The sequence below is a fragment of the Paraburkholderia heleia NBRC 101817 genome (genome assembly GCF_000739775.1).
GTDB lineage: Bacteria > Pseudomonadota > Gammaproteobacteria > Burkholderiales > Burkholderiaceae > Paraburkholderia > Paraburkholderia heleia.
On the sequence record NZ_BBJH01000048.1, the window covers coordinates 1 to 24,759 of the forward strand.

The 24,759-nt window shown below is 62.5% G+C and carries 31 protein-coding genes and 1 pseudogene; 13 read left to right on the forward strand and 19 right to left on the reverse strand.

Annotated elements, in window-relative coordinates:
* The first annotated feature begins 251 nt into the window (after nt 1-251).
* From BHE01S_RS30585 to BHE01S_RS30595, 3 genes are all read left to right on the forward strand, one after another.
* A complete protein-coding gene (locus BHE01S_RS30585) occupies nt 252-554 on the forward strand; it encodes a type II toxin-antitoxin system TacA family antitoxin (protein ID WP_042270665.1) in 303 nt (100 codons plus the stop codon).
* On the forward strand, nt 551-1,042 hold the full coding sequence (locus tag BHE01S_RS30590; RefSeq protein WP_042270667.1) for a GNAT family N-acetyltransferase: 492 nt from the start codon (nt 551-553) through the stop codon (nt 1,040-1,042). Before BHE01S_RS30585 ends, BHE01S_RS30590 begins: the two co-directional genes overlap by 4 nt.
* 186 nt (nt 1,043-1,228) lie before the next feature.
* Nucleotides 1,229-1,870: a hypothetical protein gene (locus BHE01S_RS30595; RefSeq protein ID WP_157025745.1), complete on the forward strand. Its 642-nt coding sequence runs from the start codon at nt 1,229-1,231 to the stop codon at nt 1,868-1,870.
* A 353-nt stretch (nt 1,871-2,223) separates the two neighbouring features.
* Here the strand turns inward: BHE01S_RS30595 and BHE01S_RS30600 are convergent, their stop codons facing one another.
* Nucleotides 2,224-3,144: an AraC family transcriptional regulator gene (locus BHE01S_RS30600; RefSeq protein WP_042270796.1), complete on the reverse strand. Its 921-nt coding sequence runs from the start codon at nt 3,142-3,144 to the stop codon at nt 2,224-2,226.
* Nucleotides 3,145-3,343: 199 nt separating this feature from the next.
* Between BHE01S_RS30600 and BHE01S_RS30605 the strand changes: the two genes are divergently transcribed.
* Entirely contained in the window at nt 3,344-4,102 is a 759-nt protein-coding gene (locus BHE01S_RS30605; RefSeq protein WP_042270672.1) for an SDR family NAD(P)-dependent oxidoreductase, read from the forward strand.
* A gap of 90 nt (nt 4,103-4,192) precedes the next feature.
* On the opposite strand, the pseudogene BHE01S_RS30610 reads toward BHE01S_RS30605, so the two are convergent.
* The 18 genes and pseudogenes from BHE01S_RS30610 to BHE01S_RS30695 all read right to left on the reverse strand — a co-directional run.
* Nucleotides 4,193-4,600: pseudogene (locus BHE01S_RS30610) on the reverse strand (IS6 family transposase); the annotation flags it as partial.
* Between the two features lie 20 nt (nt 4,601-4,620).
* Nucleotides 4,621-4,932 (reverse strand): response regulator, encoded by a 312-nt coding sequence (locus BHE01S_RS38710; RefSeq protein WP_084069420.1) that lies wholly within the window; start codon nt 4,930-4,932, stop codon nt 4,621-4,623.
* A 66-nt stretch (nt 4,933-4,998) separates the two neighbouring features.
* Nucleotides 4,999-5,784, reverse strand: coding sequence for an IclR family transcriptional regulator (locus BHE01S_RS30620; RefSeq protein ID WP_042270676.1), 786 nt, complete (start codon nt 5,782-5,784; stop codon nt 4,999-5,001).
* A 45-nt stretch (nt 5,785-5,829) separates the two neighbouring features.
* Nucleotides 5,830-6,315, reverse strand: a complete 486-nt coding sequence (locus BHE01S_RS30625) for a hypothetical protein (RefSeq protein ID WP_042270800.1) — start codon at nt 6,313-6,315, stop codon at nt 5,830-5,832.
* Nucleotides 6,312-6,638 carry a (2Fe-2S) ferredoxin domain-containing protein gene (locus BHE01S_RS30630; RefSeq protein ID WP_042270679.1) on the reverse strand — a complete coding sequence of 109 codons (327 nt, stop codon included), beginning with the start codon at nt 6,636-6,638 and terminating at the stop codon, nt 6,312-6,314. Before BHE01S_RS30630 ends, BHE01S_RS30625 begins: the two co-directional genes overlap by 4 nt.
* 10 nt (nt 6,639-6,648) lie before the next feature.
* Nucleotides 6,649-6,948 (reverse strand): ferredoxin family protein, encoded by a 300-nt coding sequence (locus BHE01S_RS30635; protein WP_042270682.1) that lies wholly within the window; start codon nt 6,946-6,948, stop codon nt 6,649-6,651.
* Complete coding sequence (locus BHE01S_RS30640; protein ID WP_042270801.1) at nt 6,945-8,255, reverse strand: FAD-dependent monooxygenase; 1,311 nt, start codon at nt 8,253-8,255, stop codon at nt 6,945-6,947. Before BHE01S_RS30640 ends, BHE01S_RS30635 begins: the two co-directional genes overlap by 4 nt.
* Before the next feature lie 10 nt (nt 8,256-8,265).
* Nucleotides 8,266-9,384, reverse strand: a complete 1,119-nt coding sequence (locus BHE01S_RS30645; RefSeq protein ID WP_042270686.1) for an electron transfer flavoprotein subunit alpha/FixB family protein — start codon at nt 9,382-9,384, stop codon at nt 8,266-8,268.
* The gene (locus BHE01S_RS30650; RefSeq protein ID WP_042270689.1) at nt 9,381-10,229 is read right to left on the reverse strand and encodes an electron transfer flavoprotein subunit beta/FixA family protein; all 849 of its coding nucleotides are present in this window, start codon (nt 10,227-10,229) and stop codon (nt 9,381-9,383) included. Before BHE01S_RS30650 ends, BHE01S_RS30645 begins: the two co-directional genes overlap by 4 nt.
* A gap of 12 nt (nt 10,230-10,241) precedes the next feature.
* Nucleotides 10,242-10,580, reverse strand: a complete 339-nt coding sequence (gene nifW, locus BHE01S_RS30655; RefSeq protein WP_042270691.1) for a nitrogenase stabilizing/protective protein NifW — start codon at nt 10,578-10,580, stop codon at nt 10,242-10,244.
* 5 nt (nt 10,581-10,585) lie between these two features.
* Nucleotides 10,586-11,371 (reverse strand): serine O-acetyltransferase, encoded by a 786-nt coding sequence (cysE, locus tag BHE01S_RS30660; protein WP_157025750.1) that lies wholly within the window; start codon nt 11,369-11,371, stop codon nt 10,586-10,588.
* 17 nt (nt 11,372-11,388) lie between these two features.
* On the reverse strand, nt 11,389-12,525 hold the full coding sequence (nifV, locus tag BHE01S_RS30665) for a homocitrate synthase (protein ID WP_042270692.1): 1,137 nt from the start codon (nt 12,523-12,525) through the stop codon (nt 11,389-11,391).
* Between the two features lie 305 nt (nt 12,526-12,830).
* Nucleotides 12,831-13,166: an ISC system 2Fe-2S type ferredoxin gene (gene fdx / locus BHE01S_RS30670; protein ID WP_042270694.1), complete on the reverse strand. Its 336-nt coding sequence runs from the start codon at nt 13,164-13,166 to the stop codon at nt 12,831-12,833.
* A 15-nt stretch (nt 13,167-13,181) separates the two neighbouring features.
* Nucleotides 13,182-15,056 carry a Fe-S protein assembly chaperone HscA gene (gene hscA, locus BHE01S_RS30675; protein ID WP_042270696.1) on the reverse strand — a complete coding sequence of 625 codons (1,875 nt, stop codon included), beginning with the start codon at nt 15,054-15,056 and terminating at the stop codon, nt 13,182-13,184.
* 23 nt (nt 15,057-15,079) lie between these two features.
* Nucleotides 15,080-15,403: an iron-sulfur cluster assembly protein IscA gene (gene iscA / locus BHE01S_RS30680; RefSeq protein WP_042270805.1), complete on the reverse strand. Its 324-nt coding sequence runs from the start codon at nt 15,401-15,403 to the stop codon at nt 15,080-15,082.
* Nucleotides 15,404-15,414: 11 nt separating this feature from the next.
* Nucleotides 15,415-15,789 carry an iron-sulfur cluster insertion protein ErpA gene (gene erpA / locus BHE01S_RS30685; protein WP_042270698.1) on the reverse strand — a complete coding sequence of 125 codons (375 nt, stop codon included), beginning with the start codon at nt 15,787-15,789 and terminating at the stop codon, nt 15,415-15,417.
* 29 nt (nt 15,790-15,818) lie between these two features.
* Nucleotides 15,819-16,262: a Fe-S cluster assembly scaffold IscU gene (gene iscU / locus BHE01S_RS30690; protein WP_042270700.1), complete on the reverse strand. Its 444-nt coding sequence runs from the start codon at nt 16,260-16,262 to the stop codon at nt 15,819-15,821.
* Nucleotides 16,263-16,307: 45 nt separating this feature from the next.
* Nucleotides 16,308-17,546 (reverse strand): IscS subfamily cysteine desulfurase, encoded by a 1,239-nt coding sequence (locus BHE01S_RS30695; protein WP_042270702.1) that lies wholly within the window; start codon nt 17,544-17,546, stop codon nt 16,308-16,310.
* Between the two features lie 283 nt (nt 17,547-17,829).
* Between BHE01S_RS30695 and nifA the strand changes: the two genes are divergently transcribed.
* From nifA to BHE01S_RS30735, 9 genes are all read left to right on the forward strand, one after another.
* Nucleotides 17,830-19,542, forward strand: a complete 1,713-nt coding sequence (gene nifA, locus BHE01S_RS30700) for a nif-specific transcriptional activator NifA (RefSeq protein WP_042270706.1) — start codon at nt 17,830-17,832, stop codon at nt 19,540-19,542.
* 368 nt (nt 19,543-19,910) lie between these two features.
* Nucleotides 19,911-21,512 carry a nitrogenase cofactor biosynthesis protein NifB gene (gene nifB / locus BHE01S_RS30705; RefSeq protein ID WP_042270708.1) on the forward strand — a complete coding sequence of 534 codons (1,602 nt, stop codon included), beginning with the start codon at nt 19,911-19,913 and terminating at the stop codon, nt 21,510-21,512.
* 62 nt (nt 21,513-21,574) lie between these two features.
* A complete protein-coding gene (locus BHE01S_RS37310) occupies nt 21,575-21,769 on the forward strand; it encodes a 4Fe-4S binding protein (protein WP_084069398.1) in 195 nt (64 codons plus the stop codon).
* 68 nt (nt 21,770-21,837) lie between these two features.
* Nucleotides 21,838-22,233 carry a HesB/IscA family protein gene (locus tag BHE01S_RS30710; protein WP_042270807.1) on the forward strand — a complete coding sequence of 132 codons (396 nt, stop codon included), beginning with the start codon at nt 21,838-21,840 and terminating at the stop codon, nt 22,231-22,233.
* 15 nt (nt 22,234-22,248) lie between these two features.
* A complete protein-coding gene (locus tag BHE01S_RS30715; RefSeq protein WP_042270710.1) occupies nt 22,249-22,848 on the forward strand; it encodes a hypothetical protein in 600 nt (199 codons plus the stop codon).
* Entirely contained in the window at nt 22,845-23,681 is an 837-nt protein-coding gene (locus BHE01S_RS30720) for a 4Fe4S-binding leucine-rich repeat protein (RefSeq protein WP_042270712.1), read from the forward strand. Before BHE01S_RS30715 ends, BHE01S_RS30720 begins: the two co-directional genes overlap by 4 nt.
* A complete protein-coding gene (locus BHE01S_RS30725) occupies nt 23,674-24,084 on the forward strand; it encodes a nitrogen fixation protein NifZ (protein WP_042270714.1) in 411 nt (136 codons plus the stop codon). Before BHE01S_RS30720 ends, BHE01S_RS30725 begins: the two co-directional genes overlap by 8 nt.
* The gene (locus BHE01S_RS30730) at nt 24,081-24,356 is read left to right on the forward strand and encodes a nitrogen fixation protein NifZ (protein WP_042270716.1); all 276 of its coding nucleotides are present in this window, start codon (nt 24,081-24,083) and stop codon (nt 24,354-24,356) included. The genes BHE01S_RS30725 and BHE01S_RS30730 overlap by 4 nt, the downstream gene beginning before the upstream one ends.
* A 20-nt stretch (nt 24,357-24,376) precedes the next feature.
* Nucleotides 24,377-24,757: a DUF3024 domain-containing protein gene (locus BHE01S_RS30735; protein ID WP_407669572.1), complete on the forward strand. Its 381-nt coding sequence runs from the start codon at nt 24,377-24,379 to the stop codon at nt 24,755-24,757.
* Nucleotides 24,758-24,759: the final 2 nt, after the last annotated feature.

Below are 24,759 nucleotides of genomic sequence, written 5' to 3' on the forward strand. Positions count from 1 at the left end.
GGAACCTGTCGCCTGGGTGTCGTCGTGCCGCGGGAGCCCGCTAGACGGTGTCGCGTCGGGCCGGGCTGACTTTCCCCCCCTTATTTTCAGCCGTATCGACAGTGCCATGGGTGCGTGGGAGGGAGGCCGCATCCGCCGTTCCCCCGGTGCCCTGAATTCTCCAGTCGGCGGCATCGCCATCTTGCCGTAATGACGCAGTCATTACGATTCTGTTATACTCTAGCCTTCTCCAGTTTTTCAGGGAGGCCTCTATGCCTACCCCACACGCTGTCGCTCCAAAGCGCGAGGCGCTCAACATGCGAATCACGTCCGACGAGCGCAATCTGATCGACCGGGCCGCAGCTGCTCGGGGCCAGACGCGCACCGACTTCATTCTCGCGGCAGCGCGCGCCGCGGCTGAGGAAACGCTTGTCGAGACGGCGCTCGTCCGAGCGACACCCGAGGTCTTCGCCGAGTTCATGGCGCGCCTCGACGCTGCGCCTGCGCCGAACGAGCGCCTCAAACGCACCATGCGCACACCCGCACCCTGGGACGCTCCCAGCGGAGCGGCATGACGCTGCGCGCACCAGAGCCCCTCTATAGCCACCATGTGCTCAAAGCCTTCGAGTCGGGGGAACCGAGCCTCGATGAATGGCTGAGGCGTCGCGCGCTCAAGAACCAAGCGAGCGGCGCCACGCGTACCTTCGTCGTCTGCGACGATGCGGGAGTGATCGCCTACTACGCGCTCGCCTCGGGCGCTGTCGATGTCGACGCGGCGCCAGGCCGTTTCCGCCGCAACATGCCTGATCCTATCCCCGTGGTCGTGCTCGCACGGTTGGCCGTCGATCGGGCTTGGCAGGGTAAAGGCGTGGCTCGGGCACTGATGCGCGATGCCGGCGCGCGCATCGCGCAGGCAGCGGACGTAATAGGGATTCGCGGCGTCATCGCGCACGCGCTCAACCAGGACGCGCACCGCTTCTATCTCGCGCTGGGCTTCGAGGTCTCGCCGCTTGCACCGATGACCGTCACGATGACGCTGGCGGACCTGAAGGCCGCGCTCTGATCCAGCGCGACACAAGCCTCTTGGGGCTGTGGATGACCATTTGGCACCGTGATCCTTCAGAGGTCGCCCAGTTTGAGACGTTCGACGGTTGCAGCTAAGTCCTTGACAATTAAGCTAGAGCGAGTGTGGCGAGGAGAATCGGAAGCGCATCGCTACGGTAATCGTTACGAAACAGGTGCTCCAAAAATGAAAATATACGTGCTATCGATGCTGCTTTGTGTCGTAACCGCGACCTTCACGGTGACGGCAACAGCACAGGATTCGGCATCGGGTGAGGGTACAAGTTCTCCTTCGACCATGGTTAGTGGCGATTATGGCGACGGTATGCTTATCGGCGTGAACCCCGCCACCCAGGCTGTCACGGGCTATTATTCGGCAGATAACATCAATGGGCAGTTCAGCTGTATTTTCTATCTGACCGGCAAGCTGGGTAGATCTCCAATCCCTGTTTCGACCTATTTTCCAGAAACGCCTGAGGAGAAGATTAAAGGCAAGCTGTTCCTGGATGCACCCGATAAATTCAAGGTGCGCTTGTCAACCGAACACGGCGGCTGCTGGAACGTTATGCATTTTGCCGATGATGGTTATCCTGCCGAATTCACCTTGGTTGCGAGACACCATTGGTTGTCGATCGCAGTAGTCAAAAGCGATCGAGCCTACTTCTACGACACGCCCACGAGTCTGCAGCATCGTCGAGCTTACATTGTGCAGGGAGACGGTGTCGGTGTGCGTGCAGTGCAGCCGGGTTGGCTCCAAGTGGACTTCCTGCGAGATAACAAGATGACGTCGGGTTGGATCAGACAGTCTGAAGTATACCCAGTCGAATAATCAAGCCAACGCGACCGTTTAGGCACGAGGGGCGATCGGCGCACTCGACCGTGGGGCACGGTGCGTGCCAACAAGGGTCAGCCGACTGCCACTTGGATCGACATTGGAAGGTCCGCTCCATCCCGAGAAGCTGTCAATCAATCATCTCCCTTTCCGCCGAGCCGTCACGCAGGGTGGCTGATCGAAAGCCGGCGCGCTGCTATCGGGACCGGCAGGGCAAGCGCACGAATGAACTGGACAAGTTCAGCGGTCGCTTCGAGCGCAGCGTTGTGCCGGCGGAACTCGCTAATGCGGTCCCATCCGGTGAATCGTTTGGTATCCGCTGCAGTTCGGTTGCACCAGCGCAGTGGCTGTTATCGAGGCTCAGTTTCGAGCGTCGATGCGGACCAGTTGAACGCCGTCTTCATCTGGTCGACTTCTTCTGTCGGCGACCGACCGAATGCTCGCTTGAATTCCCGGCTGAATTGCGAAGGACTTTCGTAGCCGACCATCGCGGACGCGGCGGCTACCGTCAACCCGGTGCGGATCATCAACAAACGCGCCTGATGCAGTCGCGTTGCCTTTAGATATTGAATCGGCGTCGAGTGGGTCACAGCCTTGAAATGGCGGTGAAACGTCGGGACGCTCATGCCGCTTTCGTTGCTCAAGCTATCGACGTCGATATGCTTGTCGTAATCGCTGTGGATACGGCGTAGCGCTCGCGCAATCTGCGAGAAATGACCGGTCGTCGCGAGCGACGCACGCATTGCATCGCCTTGCTCGCCCGTCAGCACCAGGAAAAATATCTCTTGTACCGCGAGGGGCGCGACGATTCGCGCCTCCAACGGCGAGCCAAGCGCCTCCAGAAGACGAAGCAGGGTGTTCGAAAGTCGACCGTTTAATGGCGTGGAATAGATCCCTCGTGGCGTCACGGGTGCTTTCCGTCCGGGCGTATCCACGCTGAGCATCAGGTCTGCGATAAAGCTCGCATCAAGGCGAAGGGTGACGGCGAGAAATGGTTCCTTGGGTGTTGCTTCAGTTTCCGTAGAAAACGGCAATGGCACTGACAGCACAAGATAGTGATTCGTGTCGTAGAGAAAGACCTCATCTCCAAGGAACCCGCGCTTGCGGCCCTGGCAGACGAGAACGATGCTCGGCTCGTACAAAACAGGCGTGCGGCCGAGAGAACGATTTGCACGAACAAAGCTGACTCCATCCAGCATCGATGCCGTATATCCCTCGTTCGGCGCAAGCCGCTCGATCAGCCTGACGACTCGCCTCTGGCTCTCTGGCATCCTCCCCTCCCTCGCACGTTTGTCGCTGACGATCACCAATATATTAGATATGGGGCGCCGGTATGCTCGTTTGATACTAATAGGCAAGGGTTCGAGAACCGCAGCCATGGCTCGTCAGACATCTGGGATGTAAATTCACTTCCACGATTTCGAACCGATCTTCTGATGGCTCGGCAAATCGATTTTTGAGGAAACGAAAATGCAAGATATCAATGAGGTTGAAGGCAAAGTCGCGATCGTCACTGGCGCGGCTAGCGGCATTGGACGCGCAATCACTGACCTGCTCGTGGCACGTGGCGCACATGTGGTGGCGGAGGACATCGACCCCGCTGTCGAAGCGCTGGCAGGACCGAACGTCGTGCCGCTCGTCGCCGATATCTCCGTCGATGGCAGCGCGGAAAAAGCGGTGGCGCTAGCCATCGAACGGTTTTCGCGGCTGGATCTGCTCGTAAACAATGCGGGCATCATCATCAACAAGCTGGTGGTGGACATGTCGCGCGACGACTGGGAGCGCATTATGAATGTCAACGTGACAGGTGCCTTCCTGCATTCGCGCGAAGCCATAAAAGCGATGATCCCACAGCGTTCCGGTGCAATTATCAACGTGGCTTCTTATGCATCGTACTTTGCATTCCCTACGATTGCTGCTTATACCGCATCGAAAGGCGCACTTGCGCAGCTGACGCGAACGCTTTCCCTGGAGGCGATCGAATACGGCATCCGAGTCAATGCCGTTGGCTCTGGCGACGTACTCACCAACATCCTCAATAACGTGGCGCCTGACGGCAACGGCGTCGGGGCGTTAGCTACGCACGGAGAAGGCGCTCCGATCGGCCGAGCGGCCAACCCGGAAGAAATCGCGGAAGTTGTGCTATTTCTTGCCTCCGAGCGAGCCAGTTTCATGGTCGGATCAGTCGTGATGGCTGACGGCGGAATGAGCGTGAAGGTAGGCTCGTAGGTTTTGTCGCAGTAACGATTGCAGGACAATCAAGGTTAGATATGATAGGACTACTTATGTAACCAACGAGTAAAACTGCTCGGCTGGACCGGGCTCGCCGTTGTTTCTGATCGCCTTCTCAAAGTATCGGCGTGCCGCAACCTTATCCCGGTGGGCTCGCAGCAAAAAGTCGACGGTGTCGCCATTCTCTTCCACAGCACGGTACAGGTATCGCCACTGGCCGTTGATCTTGATGTAGGTTTCGTCCATCCTCCAGCTTCTTCCGACCGTGCGCTTGCGCTGTCGAAAGAGTTTCCCCAATATGGGCAACAATTTCAGCGCCCACCGGTGGACTGTTGAATGATCAACCAGCAGGCCCCGTTCAGACATCACTTCTTCGAGATTGCGCAAGCTCAGCGGGTACGCAACGTACCAGCGCACGCACAGCAGCATCACGTCCAACGGATAGTGCAGGCGCTTGAGGACCCGCCTGACAGCCGCATTTACCCCGTCCTTCATCGCTCCCATCGCCTCTGTATTCAAGTCCTCAGCTTAGCAGACCGCCTTATAGCGACAGAACCGTCCCGGATCGCATCGCGTGCAGTAGTGATGATCACGGGAGGCGCGTCCTCGCGCTGCCTCAGGCTGGCAAGCAGCGTCATGTCGTTCTGGTCCGGCAGACCAAGATCAAGCAGGACCAGTTCGTAGCGTATCGTGTTCGTGTCGTTCCGCTCATCATAGCGGAATGCCTCTGCAACAGATCCCGTTGAAGTACCGCCACCCGTGATCACGTCGCACAGCGTGGAGGAGACGCTGGCAACGATCCATTCATGGCCTCGCGACGTACTCATGTCCGCCCCAATCAGCAAGGGACCACGATGACGGGCGGCCAACGTTTCTGATATCCGCGTCGCCATTCACCTTCGCATTCTCTTTGTATGGGATGCGAAGCGATCGGTGAGAGGGGAAATTTTCGTGCTTTCGTCGTTGTTCGGCGACCCCGCCGGTGGGAACTGTCCGCCTAACTGCCGGCTTAGCGCCCGGGCACTTTCCCGGACAGGCGCTATCCATGAGCGTTGTATCCGCTGTAACGGAACGATCAGGGTAATTGCGCCCAGCAGGTCTTCAAGGGGGCCAAATACCGGTGCTGCGATGCCCGCGAGTTCGGGTGAGCGGTCCCCGGCGAGCAGAAGCACCTGTTCATTCCGGATCTGCTCTCCGAGCGCGGGGTCGCCAGTGTGCATATAGGCCTGCAATACCCGGCCTGCCGCGCCCCGGTCCAGCGGGAGCAGGTCTCCCGTTTCAATGCTGTCCCTGACCGCGTGCGGCGAGGCGATTCGATGAAGACATAGCCTGAATTCACCCTGGCGGACGTAAAACGCGGCGCTCTCCCCGGTCGCTCTGACCAGTTCGTGCAGCGCGGCGACGGTCCAGTGCGAAAGGGAAAACGACCGCATATAAGCTGCATGGAACCTTGCAACCGCAGGCCCCAGGACGTAACGCCCATCGGGTTGCTGCGCCACGGCGTGCGCGTGGATGAGAGAGGCGATCAGACGCAGTATCGTGCTCTTATGCAGGCCCGTGTTGTTAGCGATCTCTTTGAGCGACAGGCTGCCGTTACCGTTTGCCAGTGCGGAGAGTACGCATAGCGCACGATCGACAGCGGCGACGCCGGACGGTGGCGGATGGCTGATGGCTTGCATGGTGGTCGGGTTGCGTTCGGGCACGACGAGCGGACGGCTACGCCGTCACTGGGACCCGGATTGTGCGAGCAATCCCTCTACGACGCCGAACCCGAGTCGGTCGGCCGGATCGAGTACCCGGAGCTTCCCGACAAGTTGGCGAGCCTCCTCGCGCTCGTCGCGCCGCACACTGATGAACGCCAGCGCCTTGAGCGTAAAGAGCCAGAAGCGGGCCGGCCCAGGTATGGAGAAATCGGCGTCTGCGGGCTGAACCGCGTGCCAGTCACGATCGATTGACGCCTGCGCCGCAGCGACGGCGAGGCCCTTTCGGGCGACCTCGTTTGCTGGCCCCAGTTCGCCTCGGCTCGCGTGGAACTTGTAGAGCAGATAGTACGGAGGCAGGCAATTCGGAAACGTGAGCACCGCCGTCCATAGCGCGGCGCCCGCTCGCTCGGGTGCCATGCCGCGCGCCTCGTCAACGAGACGCTGCACGGCAGGCGGGACTTCGCCACCGAACAGTTCAGTGGACTCGACACCAGTGAACAGGTTCACCACACAGCCTCCGGTGCGATGAGACGTGCGACCGGCGTGCCGCCTTCGAGATGCGACGTGAAAATTTCTGCCACGTCGTCGGGTGTCACGCTGCGATAGAGCACCGCTTCGGGATAGACGACCACGTTGGCCCCCTGGTCGCAGGGGCCGAGGCAACCGGAATACGTGATCGCGACCGTTTCGTACGCGTTGCGCTTTTGCTGCTCGGCCCAGAAAGCCTGAATAAGGGCGACCGAGCCCTTGCCACCTCCACAAGAGCCGCGTGGATGCTGTGCAGGCCGGTTCTGGGTGCAAACGAAGACATGTCGTTGTGGTTTGCTCATTGCCGTTCCCTTAGCCAAATTTGAACAGGATGCCGTGCCCGCCGCGCGGGTATTCCCATTCGATGTTGTTGTGCTCCGCGCACAGGATGCGGCAACTGCCGCATTCGAGGCACCCATCCGTGATCAGCGTGACAGAGCCGTTGCCTTCAGCCTTGTAGCACGATGCCGGGCACACAAAGGTGCAGCTTTTCGCACCGCACTCGCTGGTACAGACATCCGCGTTCCTGATGCGGATATGCGGCCGCCCCGCGTCCACACGGTAGCGGTTCTGGAACAGTTTTTCCTCGACGTTGACAGCGACGGTGCTCATCGAAATGCCCTCCAGAGTTTGTATGCGTCGCCCATGAGGCCGGTGAGCGAGCGACCTTTGCGAAAGCTCGCGATGACCTCCTGCTTCTTGGTCGTTTTGTCGACGCCGTCGACGGTGATCATTGTCCGGGCGGCGTTCGCAACGAGGTCCGGGTAGGTCGTGAAGAACTGCGGATTGCGGTGCAGAATGCCCGGCATGTCGCGGTACTTGTGCAGATCCTTCATCACGAAGCTGTTATCCAGCGCGGCCTTGTACGGCGAAAGTGCGTTTGCACGGTAGCCTCGTCCGGCCGCTTTCGCGTCGATCACCGTTTCGGCGGCGAGTCGCCCGGTCGTCATCGCGAGATTGGAGCCCTCGCGATGTGCGGCGTTGACGAAGCCGCCCGAGTCGCCCACTATCATCCAGCCGTTGCCGTATACCTGCGGGATAGCATGGAAGCCGCCCTCGGGTATCAGATGCGCGCAATACTCTTTCATTTCCCCGCCGGCAATCAGCGGTGCGATGGAAGGGTGGCGTTTCATCTGTTCGAGCAGTACGTAGGGACTCGTCCGATTCGGATTCCTCTTGAAGTCGCTCAGCATGCAGCCGACGCCGATGGTCAGCGACTCCTTGTTCGTGTAGAGGAATCCCGTTCCCATCATCCCGTCGGTGATCCGGCCGACCATTTCGATCACGACGCCTTCTTCTTCGCCAATATTGAAACGCTGGCGGATCGTATCTTCGGGCATGAAGAGAATCTCCTTCACGGCCAGCGCGACGTTGTGGGCCTGGATTTCGCCGTGGAATCCGGCCTTGCGTGCAAGCGTGGAGTTCACGCCGTCTGCGAGGATCACCACGTCTGCGTAGACGTCGCCCTGCTCGCGATCGCATTGCACGCCGACCACCTGGTCGCCGTCCATGATCAGATGGTTGACCGTCGTCTCGCAGATCAGTAGCGCGCCGGCTTCCCGTACCTTGGCCGAGAACCACTTGTCGAACTGGGCACGGATGATCGTGTAGCGGTTGTACGGCGGCTTGTTGTAGTCATCGCTACGCATGTGTGTGCCCACGAACGACGTGTCATCGAGCATCCACATGCGCTGCTCGATGATGTGGCGCTCGAGCGGAGCATCGTCCCGAAAGTCGGGAATGATTTCTTCAAGCGCTTTCGCGTAAAGGATCGCACCTTGCACGTTCTTGCTGCCTGGATACTCGCCGCGTTCAACCTGGAGCACTTTCAGGCCAGCCCTGGCCATCACGTAAGCTGCGGCGTTACCGGACGGCCCGGCGCCGACGACGATTGCATCGAACTGCGAGGGTTTCTTCATCATGTTCTCCTCACGCGGCCTGTTTGCCGCGCAGCGCCAGGTGATCCGCGAACGCCTGCGTGAGCGCCGGCAGCACCTGTAGCGCATTGCCGACGATGCCGTAGTGCGCAAAATCGAAGATCGGCGCGTTCGCATCAGTGTTGATCGCGACGATCACGTCCGAGCTTTCCATGCCGACGCGGTGCTGGATTGCGCCGGATATGCCGGCCGCGATGTAGAGCTTCGGCCGAACGGTCTTGCCAGTCTGGCCGACCTGGCGCTCGGCATCGACCCAGCCCGCCTGCACGCATGGACGCGTAGCGCCAACTTCGCCGCCCAGCACGCGAGCTAGCTCGAACACCAGACGAAAGTTCTCCGGATTCTTCAAGCCCTTGCCGCCGCTGACGATTACATCGGCGTAGGGCAGGTTGATCCGGTTGCTGTTAGCGTCCGCGATGAAGTCGAGCAGCTTCGTGACGATATCCGTTTCGACCATGCCGAGTGTCTCCTGCACGATTTCGCCGCTGCGATCGGCCTGCGCGATCGGCATTGCCATCACACGTGGACGTACCGTGGCCATCTGCGGTCGATAGGCGAGCGTCATGATCGTGCACAGCAGCGAACCTCCGAAGGTCGGCCGCGTGGCTGCGAGCGCGCGGGACGCCGGGTCGATGTTCAGCTCTGTGCAGTCTGCAGTGAGGCCGGTGGCGAGCGTCGTGGCGACCGAGCCCGCGAGGTCGCGCCCCATCGAGGTCGCGCCGAGGAGCAGGATCTCGGGCTGATACCTGTTCACGAGATCGGTGAGCCCCTTCGTGAACGGCTCGTTGCGATAGCCGAACAGTGCCGGGTCGTGCATCACGTAGGCCTTGTCGGCACCGAAGCCGAACGCCTCGGCAGCGAAGCGTTCAAGCGGCTCGTCGGGGCCGCCCAGCACGGCGACCGCCACGTTGCCGCCAAGCTTGTCGGCGAGCTTGCGCGCCTCACCGAGCAGTTCCCACGATACGCTGTGCACGTGGCCGCGATCGTGCTCCAGGAAGACCCAGACACCTTTGTAGGATTTCAGGTGTTCGGGCAGTTCGAGGTTGCGGCCGCTGGCGCGCTTTGCGGGTGCACCCGGTTGTTTGTTGTTGGGGACGGCGGGCGAGTTCATGGGGTTTCCTTCATCAACAGATCTGCTTCCAGCGTCGGATGGCGGGTAAAGATCTTTTGCAGCAGATTCAGCGACACGTCGCGCAGGCTTGAGGTATCGAGTTCGAGCATTTCGGCTTTCTCGCTGCGAGGCGTCGGGCCGAATACCTTGCTGACCACGGTCGGCGAGCCTTTCAGCCCGATCTTGCTGATGTCCTCGATGCCGGCCTGTTCGCGGTTCCATTTGCGCACCGGAAAACCCGCCGCATGGATCATTGAGGGCAGTGATGCGAAACGCAGCTCGTTGGTGTTCTCGAGCATCGTTACAAGGCACGGCAGTGCGGTTTTCAGCACCTGCACACCGCCTTCAGCGCGGCGTTCGACGACGATCGTGCGCGCATCAAAATCAGGCTCGACGATCCGCGACACGTAGGTGAGCAGTTGCAGCCCCATGCGTTTCGCGATGCCGGGACCGACCTGCGCAGTGTCGCCGTCGATGGTCTGCTTGCCGGTGAACACGATGTCCACGGCCTGCTCCTTTGCGATCTGCCGGATCGCGGCGGCAAGCGCGTAGGAGGTCGCGAGTGTGTCGGCGCCGGCGAACGCGCGGTCGGTGACGAGCACCGCGTCGTCAGCGCCGTAACTGATGCACTTGCGCAGCGCATCTTCGGCCTGCGGCGGTCCCATGCAGAGCATCGTGACCTTGCCGCCGAAACAGTCCTTCAGCCGCAGCGCTTCCTCCAGCGAGAACAGGTCGTACGGGTTGACGATTGCCGGCACGCCCTGGCGCATGATGGTGTTGGTGACAGGATGAACGCGGATTTGCGCTGAATCCGGAACCTGCTTGATGCAGACGACGATGTGCATGGCGGCTCCAGATCAGGCGGCGTCGCGGGCCGGTAACGACGCGCGCAGGTTGTCGAGGGAGACGTGCTGCCTTCCGTTCACGTCCTGAAAGACCTTGAACACTTTTTCCTCGGCGGGCGTGGAGATGACGAAATCGTTGTACGCCTTTAACAGCAGCCCGTGATAGAGCGCAAACACCGCCGCCTCGTTGTCCTGCGGCAGCGCATCCTGTTGACGGATGTACTGGAAGAAGCGCTTGAGAATATGCAGGCGGCTCACGTTCACCACTTTCTGGTCGAAGCTAATGCGGAAAAACTGGAGAAAATCCTCGGCGGACGAGAGGCTCTCCAACTGCTTGATGAATCCTTGCATGTTGGCTACTCCCCAATGTACGAAGCGGACGATGACGGAAAGCGCGTGGTCTGCGCACAGGACTCGTCGCAGCATCCGCACTGGCTGGCTGCGGCGCCCGGGCCGGTATGCGCTGTCTGCTCAAGATGTGCCACGCGCTCGAGCAGGCAGGCGAGCGCCTTGCCGACCGGGTCGGGTATCAGATGGTGGTTCAGGTCGAAGCCATAGGGAGCAGGCCTCGCGGCTCGTGCGACGATGCGCCCTGGTATGCCGACCACGGTGACACCCTCGGGCACCGGGTCGATGACGACGGAGTTGGCTGCGATGCGGGCGTGGTGCCCGACCACAATGGGACCAAGTATCTTCGCTCCCGCGCCGACGACGACGTGGTCACCGAGCGTCGGATGCCGCTTGCCCGGATGCCAGCTCGTGCCGCCGAGCGTGACCCCGTGATAGAGCGTGACATCGTTGCCGATTTCTGCGGTTTCACCGATTACGACGCCCGCGCCGTGATCGATGAAGAAACGCTCGCCGATCATCGCACCCGGATGAATGTCGATGTGAGTGAACATGCGCGCGACATACGAAAGCCAGCGCGGCGCATAGCGCCAGCCGCGACGCCACAGCGCGTGGCCGATACGGTACGCCGTGATCGCGTGTATGCCCGGATAGATCGTCCACACTTCCAGTTGGCTTCGTGCAGCGGGATCACGTTCGTGCACGCAGCGAAGATCCCCCCGCAGCAGCGTCCACCACGAACGCTTCGATGCGTCCAGTGCATACTGCTGTGCGGACGACGCCGCGTCAGGCATGGCGCTTCGAAGGTCGCTCATGACACTTTCTCCAGCGCGCCGTTTGCTTCGGCCAGGAATCGGTACAGATCGCTCTCGCTCGGCGCCTGCTTGTACTGGATCGCGAAATGGCGGATGCGGTTGAGCAGCATCGGGACGAGCCGCTCGGCGACGCGCAGGCCGAGCGCATCGTAGGCCTGGCGCACACTCTGGGAGCCGGAGTGCTTGCCGAGGACTACTGAGCGCTGCCGGCCGAGTTCGGCGGGATCGAATCCTTCGTAGGTCGTCGGGTGCTTGGCGATACCGTCGGCGTGAATGCCCGATTCGTGTGTGAAAACACCTCCACCAACGATGCTCTTGTTGAGTGAGACGGTGCGGCCAGATGCCTGTTCAACCAGGCGCGAGATGCCCAGCAGCGCCGTGGTGTCGACTCCGGTGTCGCGGCCGAGCAGGTGACGCGTGCCCATGACGACTTCTTCGAGGGCGGCATTGCCAGCCCGCTCGCCGAGGCCGTTGACGGTCGTATTGGCGTGCGTGGCGCCCGCGCGCAGGGCGGCAAGTGTGTTGGCCGTGGCCAGTCCGAGATCGTCGTGCGCATGTATCTCGATCTCGAGATCGACCACACCGCGCAGCCGTGCGATAGCTTCGTAGGTGGAGAACGGGTCCAGCACGCCCAGCGTGTCGGCAAAGCGAATCCGTTGCGCGCCACATTGCTGGGCATGCTGTGCGACCACAGCCAGGAATGCCGGATCGGCACGGGAAGCGTCTTCCATCCCGAGCGAGACCTTGCGGCCGCTTTTTGCCGCGTCGGTGATCACGCGCGTGACCTGCCCGAGCACCCAGCTGCGCGGTTGTCGCAGCTTGTGCTGAAGGTGAATGTCCGAAACCGGAATCGACAGATGGACGATGTCCGGATTGCAGCGCAGGGCGGCGGCAAGGTCGTTGTCGGTGAGCCGTCCCCAGACCATCATGCCCGCATGAAGGTTCAGGTCGACAATTGCCTTGATGCAGGCGATTTCATCTTCGCCCATGGCAGGGATGCCGATTTCGAGTTCGGGTACTCCCGCGCGTGATAGCGCTGTGGCGATTGCGCATTTCTCTGCGATCGTGAATGCGACGCCGGCTGTCTGCTCGCCATCGCGCAGCGTGGTGTCATTGATGATCGGGTTGGACATCGGTGACCTCTCTGGTTGTTGCAGACTTGGATTGCAAGGGCTGTGCCAGGCAATATCACGGCGAAAACCCGCTTTAACCGTATGATTTCCGGCGGCGCGTGTCGTTTCCGAAGGGGTGGGCTGCCGGTTGTCCGTGTCGTAAATGTCCTGTTTCGAACAGGCGCGGTAGTGTTCGGCTGTTACGGGCAGCGCTGGGTCTGCCGCGCGTAACTGACTGTCATGGACAGAGAGGGAGAGGCCAGGGAGCCCGATATCGGTGGATACCGGATGACCGCTGCAGGATGAATGCTCGCGAGCCGGAAACGTCAGTGCTCGCGCGCGAGGTTGCGCGTATGTCTTGGCAGTTCGATGACCAGATCGATGTCTCGCAATTTCACACAGCAGGCAAGGCGCGACTGCGCCTGGAGTCCCCATGCATGGTCGAGCTGGTCGCTTTCGTCGTCCTCCGGCGGCGCGAGCGATGTGCCGCCTTCGCGTATGTACACGTGGCAGGTCGCGCAGGCCGCCACCATTTCACAGGCATGTTCGAGCGCGATACCCGAGCGCAGCAGGTTTTCGCACAGCGATGTGCCGCGCCTGGCTTCGACGACCTGTCCATCGGGGCACAGTTCGGGGTGGGGAAGTACCTGTACACGAGGCATGGTGTTGTTCGTCCTTCAGGCAAGGCTGTCGAGTTCACGGCCAGCTAGCGCGTTTCGGATCGATGCGTTCATGCGGCGCGCAGCAAATTCCTCAGTGGCCCGGGACAGGTCGGCGGCCGCCATTTTGAGCGGCTCGAGGGGTGCCCCGGTTTCGAGTGCATCGGCAACACGGAAGGTGGCCTGCCGGACGGTGGCCAGTTCTTCGGCCGATAGCAGTGCAGCATCGCTCGCGAGTGCGGCTCCGGTCGCATCCAGCAGACGCCGAGCGTCGACCTGCGCTTCGCGCAATGTACGCAGTTGCATGTCATCGAGCGAAGTTTCAATTGCCTCTTTCAGCATGTCAGCCACCTGCGCGTCGGTGAGACCGTACGACGGTTTGACTTCGATCTGCGCTTGAATCCCCGTCGTCTGCTCGCGGGCGGTAACGGCAAGCAGCCCGTCGGCATCGATCTGGAACGTGACGCGAATACGTGCGGCACCGGCGACCGCGGGCGGAATGCCGCGCAATTCGAACCGCGCGAGGGAGCGGCAGCCCGACACGGCTTCACGTTCACCCTGCACGACATGAATCGACATCGCGGTCTGTCCGTCCTTGAACGTCGTGAATTCCTGTGCTCGCGCCACGGGTAACGTGGAGTTGCGCGCAATGATCTTCTCGACGAGGCCGCCCATGGTTTCGAGGCCGAGCGATAGCGGGCACACGTCGAGCAGCAGCCATCCTTCGCCGTTGCCGTTGCCGACCAGCACGTCGGCCTGTTTGGCCGCGCCAAGCGCGACGACCTGGTCGGGATCGATGTCGGCGAGTGGATCTCGCCCGAAGAATTCGCGCACCGCTTCGCGTGCGAGCGGCATGCGGGTCGATCCGCCGACGAGGACCACACCGGTAATATCGGTCGTCCGCAGTTTCGCATCGCGTAGCGCACGACGGGTCGCGGCAATCGTGCGATCGATCAGCGGTTGGCAGAGTGCAGCGAATGCCGCGCGGGACAGGGTGCGTTGCCAGACCGTGCCATCCGCCAGTGTCATTGCGACACTGACCGTTTCCGACTGTGAAAGCGCCTCTTTCGCAGCGCGTGCGGCCATCAGCAGGCTGCGTTGTTCATGCGGCGCGAGCGATGCGAGACTGGCGACACCGTGTGCCTCACATAGCCATTGCGCGATCGCCTGATCAAAGTCGTCGCCCCCGAGAGCTGAATCGCCACCCGTCGCAAGGACTTCAAACACACCCTTCGAGAGGCGCAGGACCGAAATGTCGAAGGTTCCACCTCCCAGGTCGTAGACCGCGAAAGTGCCCTCGGCCGCGCGGTCCAGGCCGTAGGCCACCGCCGCCGCGGTTGGCTCGTTCATCAACCGCAGCACTGTCAGTCCGGATAGCCTTGCGGCGTCCTTTGTCGCCTGGCGTTGCGCATCGTCGAAGTATGCCGGTACGGTGATGACCACGCCCGCGAGTTCCCCACCGAGTGAGGCTTCGGCCCGAACACGCAGGGTGCGCAGGATTTCCGCCGACACTTCCACTGGGGAGCGCTCACCCGCAGCGGTCTCAAGGCTCACCATGCCGGGATGATCGATAAACCGGTACGGCAGGGTGTCGGCATTGGGCAGATCTGCAAGGCGTCGCCCCATGAAGCGCTTTACCGAGACGATCGTGTTCGCAGGATCGTCGGCCTGGTGTATCTGCGCGTTGCGTCCCGCTTGTACTTCGCCCGACGGAAGGTAACGCACGACGGACGGTAACAGGGTTTCGCCCACGGCATCCACCAGCACCCGGGCCGCAGCGCTCTGTACGGTGGCCACGAGCGAGTTGGTCGTGCCAAGGTCGATTCCGGCCGCGAGCCGGTGCTGGTGCGGGGCGGCGGCGCGGCCGGGTTCCGCGATCTGTAGCAGGGCCATGATCAGGATGTCCGGTTGGTGGTTCAGACAGCGAAACTCTCCCCGCATCCACAGCTGGCGGTCGCGTTCGGGTTGTGAAATCTGAATCCCTCGTTGAGTCCTTCGCGTACAAAGTCGAGTTCGGTGCCGTCGAGCATAGGCAGACTGCGCGGATCCACAACGATCATCACGCCATGGGCTTCGAAGCATTGGTCCTCCGCGGCGGGGGCATCGACGAACTCGAGCGCATAGGCGAAGCCAGAGCACCCGCTTGTCTTGACGGCGACGCGGAGTCCGACGCCGCTGCCGCGCTTTTGCAGGGACTTCTCGACGTGCCGAGCCGCAGCGGGGGTGAGTAAGATGGTCATGATCTGCCGCCTCACACGGAAAACGAGCTGCCGCAGCCGCAGGTACTCTGGGCGTTGGGGTTCTGGATGACGAAGCGCGAGCCTTCGAGGCCGTCTTCGTAGTCGACTCGCGCGCCGAGCAGGTACTGCTGGCTCATCGCATCGACCAGCAGCGTGACGCCGTCGGTGACGATTTGCATGTCGTCTTCGGCAATCTGGTCGTCGAACGAGAAACCGTACTGGAAGCCGGAGCACCCCCCGCCCGAGACATAGAGCCTGAGCTTGAGCAGCGGGTTGCCTTCTTCCTCGATCAGCGATGCGACCTTGGCAGCCGCGCCTGGGGTGAACTCCAGAAATGCCGGCGCCGGATTCTGGGCGGCGACGCCCGTATGTTGAAGCGATTCCATCGTGCTTATCCTCGTTCGGGTGAGTGCGTTCAGTTTGCGCCGGACGCGCAGGCCGGCTGTTCCGTGGTGAGGTCGGCGTCGTGCGAATCCGCTGCGCGCTGGCGCGATCGGAAGTCCGCGACCGCGGCCTTGATGGCGTCCTCTGCGAGGATCGAGCAATGGATCTTCACGGGCGGTAACGCGAGTTCCTCTGCAATCTGGGTATTCCTGATCGACATCGCTTCATCGAGCGTCTTGCCCTTGACCCATTCGGTCACGAGCGAACTCGATGCGATGGCCGAACCGCAACCGTACGTCTTGAACTTCGCGTCTTCGATTACGCCGTCCCGGTTCACGCGGATCTGGAGCTTCATGACGTCACCGCACGCCGGAGCCCCGACCATCCCGGTGCCGACCGCATCGTCGTCTTTCCCGAATGAGCCGACATTGCGGGGATTTTCGTAGTGGTCGAGAACCTTGTCGCTGTAAGCCATGACATGCTCCGCTGGACTACCAGAGTGAAATGAAAGGGCCGGGTGTTAGTGCTCGGCCCACTGGATGGAATGAAGATGGATGCCGGCCTGCGCCATGTCCCACAGCGGGCTCATGTTGCGCAGCCGGTTGACTACCTGGGTCACCTGGGCAATCGTGAAGTCGATTTCCTCCCCGGTTGTGAAACGACCGAGGGAGAAACGCAGCGACCCGTGTGCGAGCGCATCGTCGCGGCCCATCGCGCGCAGCACGTAGCTTGGTTCAAGGCTGGCGGACGTGCAGGCGGAACCAGACGACACGGCGACGTCCTTCACGCCCATCAGCAGCGATTCGCCTTCGACATACTGGAAGCTCACATTCAGGTAGTGCGGCGCGCCCCGGGCGAGGTCGCCGTTCAGGGTGACGGCCTCGATGGTCTGGAGTCCGATCCATAGCCGATCGCGCAGCGAGCGGATCCGTTTGTTGTCCGCGTGCATGCACTCGCGCGCAAGCCAGAACGCCTCACCCATGCCGGCGATCTGGTGTGTCGGCAGCGTGCCCGAGCGCATGCCGCGCTCGTGACCGCCCCCATGCATCTGCGCCTCGATCCGCACGCGAGGTCGACGCCGTACGTAGAGAGCGCCGATGCCCTTCGGTCCGTAGAGCTTGTGTGCCGAGAACGACATCAGGTCGACCGGCAGCGCGTCGAGATCGATCGGCACCTTGCCGGCCGCCTGGGCGGCATCGACGTGTAACAGCACGCCGCGCTCGCGGCACAGCGCCCCGAGCGCCGCGATGTCCTGCACGACACCAGTTTCGTTGTTCACGAGCATCACCGATGCGAGCACGGTGCCTGGCGTCAGCGCAGCCTCGAACACGGCCGGATCAACAAGGCCGTCCGGTTGTACCGGCAGCACGACGACCTCGAAGCCATCGCGCTCGAGTTCGCGCATCGTGTCGAGCACGGCCTTGTGCTCGGTCGCGACCGTCACCAGGCGGTTGCCGCGCGAGCGGTAGAAGCGCGCGGCACCCTTGAGCGCGAGATTGTTCGATTCGGTGGCGCCTGAAGTCCAGACGATTTCGCGAGGGTCGGCGTTCACGAGGCTCGCCACCTGCTCGCGCGCCAGTTCCACGGCTTCCTCAGCGGCCCAGCCGTAAGCGTGCGAGCGGCTTGCCGCGTTACCGAAGATCTGGGTCATATAGGGCAGCATGCGCCGCGCGACGCGCGGGTCCACCGGCGTGGTGGCGGCGTAGTCCAGGTAGACGGGCTGGATACGGCGTTCCTGATCGCGTGCGACATCCGGCATGGCGGGCTCCTCGGCGACGCATGAGAGACGGCCGACAATTTGCAACATCTGTGCCATGGCTTTTTTTTCGGCTGTATCGTTCCTTTCGGGCGACAGTTGTTTTTTTTGTACGTAACCTGTGCTGCACGGCGGAGCGGACTTGTTGCGTTTGTAGGCTTTGTCGCCACGAGCGCAAACTCAGACGAATGTTTGTCCGGCGTGGGCTGATTCTTGCTTTATTGTCTTTCATGCTGTTGTTGCGCAGTGGTGCCGCGATCGGGCCATCGCACGAGCGGAGGGATTCATGCAGAAGTCAGGTGCGAGCGAGGCCCGTCGTGAGCTCGACGCGGTCTACGAAGTCAGCAAGACACTCGTTTCGTCGCTGGATGTCGCACAGACGTTCCGGATGTCGTTGCAATATCTGTTGCACGCTCTCGACTGGACGCGTGCGTTTGTCGTACTGGCGCAGTCCGACGGGCAACTGCATGGACTTTGCAGCGCCGGCCTGTCGGGCGACGAGCATCGGCGGGTCCAGTTTCTGCCGGGAGAGGGGATCGTCGGGCGCGTCTACAGGAGCGGCATGCCCGTGATCGTGCCGGATGTGCGCGACGAACCCGCATTTCTCGACCGGACCGGCAGCGCCGGGGGCGACGCCAACGCTCACGTCGCGCTGCTCGCAACGCCAATCCGGCAGGAACGGAACACGCTCGGGGTTCTTGCCGTGTTTTGCGACAATCCGGGCGGCATGCGCAGGTTTGCTGGCGACCTGCACCTGATGAAGATCGTGTCGACGTTGATGGGCCAGGCGCTGCAGCTTCATCGCAGCGTGAGCGCCGCGCACGACCGGATGCAGGAAGAGGCGCGTCGCATGCAGAAGACGATCAAGCCATTTCAGGCGCTTGATCAGGTAGTGGGGGTGTCCGAGCCCATGCAGGAGATCTTCGCCCAGGTTCACCAGGTGGCCCCGGCGCGAACCACGGTGCTGCTGCGAGGCGAAAGCGGCACAGGCAAGGAAGTGATTGCCCGATCGATTCATCGGCACTCGCCGCGCAGCGAGCACGCGTTCGTCTCGGTGAATTGCGCGGCGCTAACAGAATCGCTGCTCGAGAGCGAACTCTTCGGACATGAAAAGGGGGCCTTCACAGGCGCCCAGGGGCAGCGCAAAGGCCGGTTCGAACTGGCGCACGGCGGCACGCTGTTCCTTGACGAGATCGGGGACATTTCGCCGTCGTTTCAGGCGAAGCTGCTGCGCGTGTTGCAGGAGCGGGAATTCGAGCGGGTGGGCGGCGCAACGCCCGTGAAGGTCGACGTACGACTGATTCTCGCGACCAATCGAAACCTCGAGCGGATGGTGAAGGAGGGGGAGTTCCGGGCCGACCTGTATTACCGGATCAACGTGGTCAGCATCCAGTTGCCGCCCTTGCGTGAGCGGCGCGAGGACATTCCGGCAATGGCGCAGTATTTCCTGGATCGGTTCAATCGCGACAATGGCCGCGCGCTGCGCTTCAGTCCCGATGCGATGCGCGTGCTGACCGGTTGTTACTGGCCCGGCAACGTTCGGGAACTGGAAAACTGCGTTGAGCGTACCGCGACGATGACACATCACGAGATCATCGACCGTCTTGCCTTTCTGTGCCAGGAGGACCGGTGTCTGACTCGCGTGCTGCATCACCTCGAACGTGAGGATGCGGTTCATCCCTTGCGTCTTTCCGACATTCCGATCCGCGAGATTCCTGCGTCGCATGGCGGGCACAACCACCCGGCTTCCGATGAAAGTGTCACGCCGTTCTCGATGCCCGGCGAACCGGTCGATGACGAACTTTCGGATGGCGCCTCAGACGGCAATCCGCTGGCCGACGACGGGGAGCACAAGCCGGAAGGCGAGCGCGAGCGGCTCATCTGGGCGATGGAGCGCTGCGGCTGGGTCCAGGCGAAGGCGGCGCGGCTGCTGCGGATCACGCCTCGGCAGATCGGCTACGCACTACACAAGTACGGCATCGAGGTTCGCCGCTTCTAGCCGGCTTACCGCCCGAGGCATGGATGCCGGGCGCTCTTGCGCGATGAGATCGAAGGCACCGGTGATCTGACGTGCGTCACCCGGTGCGCCGATTCCTTTTCGACGACAGGTTCCGCGCAGCGTGCGCGAGTTGTCGCAACCTGCGAAGCTTGCTGGCGACGGCTCGCTGACCACCGCAGCGATGCTCGATGTGAGCTTTGTCGGAACAGCGACAGACGAAGCGGTTCTTGTTGGATTTGAACCCTGTGCATCGCCGACAAAATATACAGGAAGGCCGTCAAACCGCTGTTGAAGCGGACTCTTTCCGTTTGGCATGGATCTGGCTTTAAGCCTTGCACGTGGCCACTGTCGGTTGCGAGGAGAGTTCCATGCAAGATAGCGCGAACGCAAGCCTGCTGCCCGCTGCCGCCTATGTCGGCATCGGGCAGATCAAGCCCCTTGGCGCGACGATCGAAGGACCCTCAGCCGGCGGCGGCTGCGGTACTCACGGCGGCGACGGCAAGGCGAGCTGTGGCTCGTCCGGTGGTCCCGACGACATGCCGGCTGACGTGTGGGAAAAGGTCAAGAACCACCCGTGCTATTCGGAAGAGGCGCATCACCACTACGCGCGTATGCATGTGGCCGTCGCGCCCGCCTGCAATATTCAGTGCAACTACTGCAATCGTAAGTACGACTGCTCGAACGAGTCGCGTCCGGGTGTGGTTTCACAGAAGCTTACCCCTGAGCAGGCCGTGAAAAAGGTAGTCGCTGTGGCAAGCGAGATCCCGCAAATGACCGTTCTGGGCGTTGCGGGTCCGGGCGACTCACTGGCGAACCCGAAAAAAACTTTCGACACGTTCCGCATGCTCCAGGAGCAGGCGCCCGACATCAAGCTATGTCTGTCGACCAATGGGCTTGCGTTGCCCGATCTGGTCGACGAGATCTGCAAATACAACATCGACCACGTGACGATCACGATCAACATGGTCGATCCTGCGGTCGGCGAGAAGATCTACCCGTGGATCTTTTGGGAACACAAGCGCGTGACCGGCTACGAAGCGGCCCGAATCCTGCACGAGCAGCAGATGAAGGGACTCGAGATGCTCACTGCCCGAGGCGTGCTCACCAAGATCAATTCCGTGCTGATTCCTGGTATCAACGACGAACATCTGATCGAGGTCAATCGCGAAGTAAAGAAGCGCGGGGCATTCCTGCACAACATCATGCCGCTCATTTCCGAGGCAGAGCACGGAACGTACTTCGGGCTAAACGGCCAGCGTGGCCCGAGCGCGCAGGAACTCAAGGCCGTGCAGGACGCCTGCATGGGCGGCGCAAACCTGATGCGTCACTGTCGCCAGTGTCGCGCCGACGCGGTCGGCCTGCTCGGTGAGGATCGCAGCGAAGAGTTCACGCTCGACAGGATCGAGCAGATGGAAGTGGTCTACGACCTCGACCGGCGCCGCGAATATCAGGACCGCGTGGAGGCGGAACGCGAAGCGCAGCATGCGGCGAAACAGGAAGCGCTCGCCGCTGCCCGGGCGATCGACATGACCGACGACCTGAAGGTACTGGTGGCGGTCGCAACGAAGGGCGGCGGGCGTGTCAACGAGCACTTCGGCCATGTCACCGAGTTCCAGATTTTCGAGGTGAGTGCGGTGCAGGCGCTTTTTGTCGGTCATCGCCGCGTGGATCTGTACTGCCAGGGCGGCTACGGCGACGACGAGCAGTTGCCGTCGGTTGTGCGCGCGATCAACGACTGTCACGCGGTGCTCGTTGCGAAGATCGGCGCGTGTCCGCGCGATGAGCTTTCGCAGGCCGGCATTGAGCCGGTGGATCAATACGTCGGCGAGTTCATCGAGAAGGCGGCACTCGCGTGGTTCAACGACTATCGCGGCCGCATTGCGAGTGGCTCGATCGTGCACGAGGACCGCGGTGACGCAGCGATCCGGCAGGGCGCGTTCACGGGCACTGCCGCGGGGGCGGCTGCCTGAGCGGTAGTCCGGGCGTCGCGCCCGGCGCGAGTCACAAGATCATCATTACAAGGAGTGTCCCCATGGCCCTGAAAATCATTGCCTCGACCTGTACCGGCTGCTCGGCGTGCGAGCCGGAGTGTCCGAACGTTGCCATCAGCGAGAAGGGTGGCATCTTCGTGATCGATCCAAAAAAATGTACGGAATGCGAAGGACACTTCGACGCGCCGCAATGCGTGGCCGTGTGCCCGGTGGACGGCTGCATCGTCCAGGCCTGAGCGGGCCTCGCCGCGCATACCACGCAGCGCAGGAAGGCGCGTTCACCCAACTGGAGAAAAACCGCATCATGCTGCCCAATCTCATTCTTACTCCCGCAGCCGAGAAGTTCATGCGCCGTATCGTACGGTTTTCGGGGTTGCCGGCTGGCGCCGGCGTCCGCCTCCTCGTGAGCCCGGGCGGCTGTTCGGGCTACAACGCCGAGTTCAGTGCACAGGCGCAGCCGCAGCCAGGCGAGCAGGCGGTGGAGGTCAACGGTCTGCGCCTGTTCCTGCCGGCCGAGAGCCGCCTGTTGCTCGAGGGCATCACGATCGACTTCGTCGACACGCCGACACAATCGGGGCTGACGTTTGCGAATCCGAACCAGGCACCGTGCGCGTGCAGCAGTGCGGGGGCGAGTGAGCCGGGTGTGGCACGCATCGACGTCGGCGCGATAGGTCGCGGCGGACGGCCGCTCGTTTCCTGAAGCCGGAGCGACAGCATGGATGTTCGCGAGCAGGGTGTGACGCCCGATGATGGTGCCGGCGATATTGCGGACGCGTTGGCGACGTTTGCCCGGTGCACCCTGGGCGGTGGTCTGCCAGCCCAGGCTGCCGCGCTGATCGACGCCGCGGGCCAGTTGCGTGATCGCCCTGATGAGGCGGTGGCGCTGCTTGAGCGTGCGCGTGCTGACGCGCCTGGGCACCCGGCGCCGCTGATCGCGCTGTACCGTTTTCATTTTTACGGACATCGGCTCGCGCAGGCGTGCAGTGCGGGAGAGGAAGCACTGGCGGTTGCGCGTCGCGCGCTCGGGGCAGGTTTCGGCGCCATCCCGCCGACAGGGGACGCCGTACGTTACGACGCGGCCGTGCGCTTTTATCTCTTCACGCTCAAGGGGCTCGCCTACCTGCAACTGCGACTCGGCGAGCGACAGGCGGCCCGCGCCCGCCTGGCCGAACTGCGCTGGCTCGATCCCGACGACGTGCTGGGCGGCGCGTTGCTCGCTCACGTGCTGGCCCGACACGAGGGCGACGACGAGGCGGACGACCCGTTCACCTCGTCTGCGCATCCTGCGCGCGGCTGGGCGGGGTTACCGTTATGAGCACCCTGAACCACGTTCGCGCGCCCGCGGGCGACATTCCTTCTCTCCACTGGCAGGGTGGTCAGGTCGACTGCTGCGTGTGTGCGCATGCGGCGCTACGCGCGCTGCCGGGCGCCGCCGGGTGCGAGCCAGGCCATGCGTGCGTGCAGGACGCGTACGCGCGCCGCATCGACCGCTTCTTCCGCTGGCATCCGGAGTTGGGCAATGCACATCTTGAACATCCGTACTTCGAAGTGCGGGCGATCGCGGCGCGCCATGCGGACGTATTCAGGCTTCCCGCGATGATTGACGATCCGGACGAGACCGTGCGCCTGCAATTGGCGCTGCGGTTACCACAAGCGCACCTCGTGAGACTCGCGGATGACCCGCACCGCGAAGTGCGGATTCGCGTTGCGCAACGGCTCGCCCCGGCCACGCTCGCGACCCTGCGTACGGACCCGGACTACGGCGTGCGCGAGTGGGTTGCCCGGCGTTTGCCGGTTGCGCTGCTGCCGCTGATGGCGAGTGATCCGGACTGGGTGGTGAGAGTCCGCGTGGCCGAGCGCATCGACATGCCCGCGTTGTTGCGCTTTGCGGGCGACGGGGAAGCCGAGGTGCGCCGGGTCGCTGCACAGCGCCTGCCGGCGTCGTTGCTGGTGCAGTTGATCGACGACCCGGACTGGCGCGTGCGGTGGGAGGTGGCATGCCGAGCGGATCCGCGGGTGTTGAGACCTTTGCTCGACGATGCCGACGCGGAAGTTCGTGCGATGGCGCGCGAGCGGCTGTGGCCGTCCAGACCCGTATCGTCGCCGGACGATACGGCCCGACCGTTCGAAGGAGCCGGACATGGGTGACATCAACCGCGATGACGACGCGATCGAGATTGCGTTTCCCCCTCGCTTCAGCTTCGGCGAGCGGGTGATCGCGCGCTCGGTGATCCGCAACGACGGCACGTATAACGGCAAGGATATCGGCGAGGTGCTGGTGAACAAGGGCGATATCGGTTACGTAACCAGTATCAACACCTTCCTTCAGCAGTTCTATATCTATGCGGTTGATTTCGTCGTGACCGGTCACCGGGTCGGCATGCGGGCGAAGGAACTGTGCACGCTCGACAACCTGCCCGACGACGTGCTGGCGCGGCTTGGCGAGCGTGCCGTCAGGCTGCGTGCGATCGGCACCAGTGAAGCCGCGAACGAAGGCGATGCCGCCTGCAGCACACCGGCAGGCAAAGAAACGGAGCGTCGTGCGCAATGAACATCGGGCCGCTCCAGCCAGCTTATTCGTGGGGGTTGCGCGTCGTTGCGCTGGACGATCTGTCCAACGACGGCAGCTATCCCGGCCGCAAGGATGGCGAGTGCCTCGTGACGGCAGGCGCGTTGGGTGAAATTGTCAATGTGGGACAGGTGGTGGAGACCGGCGAGCCTGTGTACCTGGTGGAATTCGGCCGGCAGGTAGTCGGTTGCACCGAGGACGAGATCGCGCCAGCGCCGGCCGGTCTGCTGCCGGAAGACGGGGTGGGCGCGTGACGATGTGGCCGGACCGGACCGTGAGCATCGGTGAACCGGGCAACCGGAAAGAGGCGTCCGGGCCGGGTGGAGGATGCGCCACAGGGACACCGGTAGCCGATTTCATGCTGCACCAGATCGAGCGCGCGCTGCGCAGCCGGCTGCGCTATCGCTATGTGCAGCCGCGTGTGGTGCGCGAGCCGGATGGTTATCGCGTCGAGAGCCCGTGTTGCTCGCGCAACGTCGAGCCGCACGGTGGGGTCATCGATATCGCGTGGCTCGCGCGGGACATGAATGACATGTGGCGTCTGCATGCACGCGACCATGTGGCGGGTCGCTGGGTAGAGCAGTGCGCGAGTCTGGACCTGCCGATGCTGCTGGATCTCCTGTGCGTGGATGCCGCGCGCGTGTTCTGGCCTTGAAG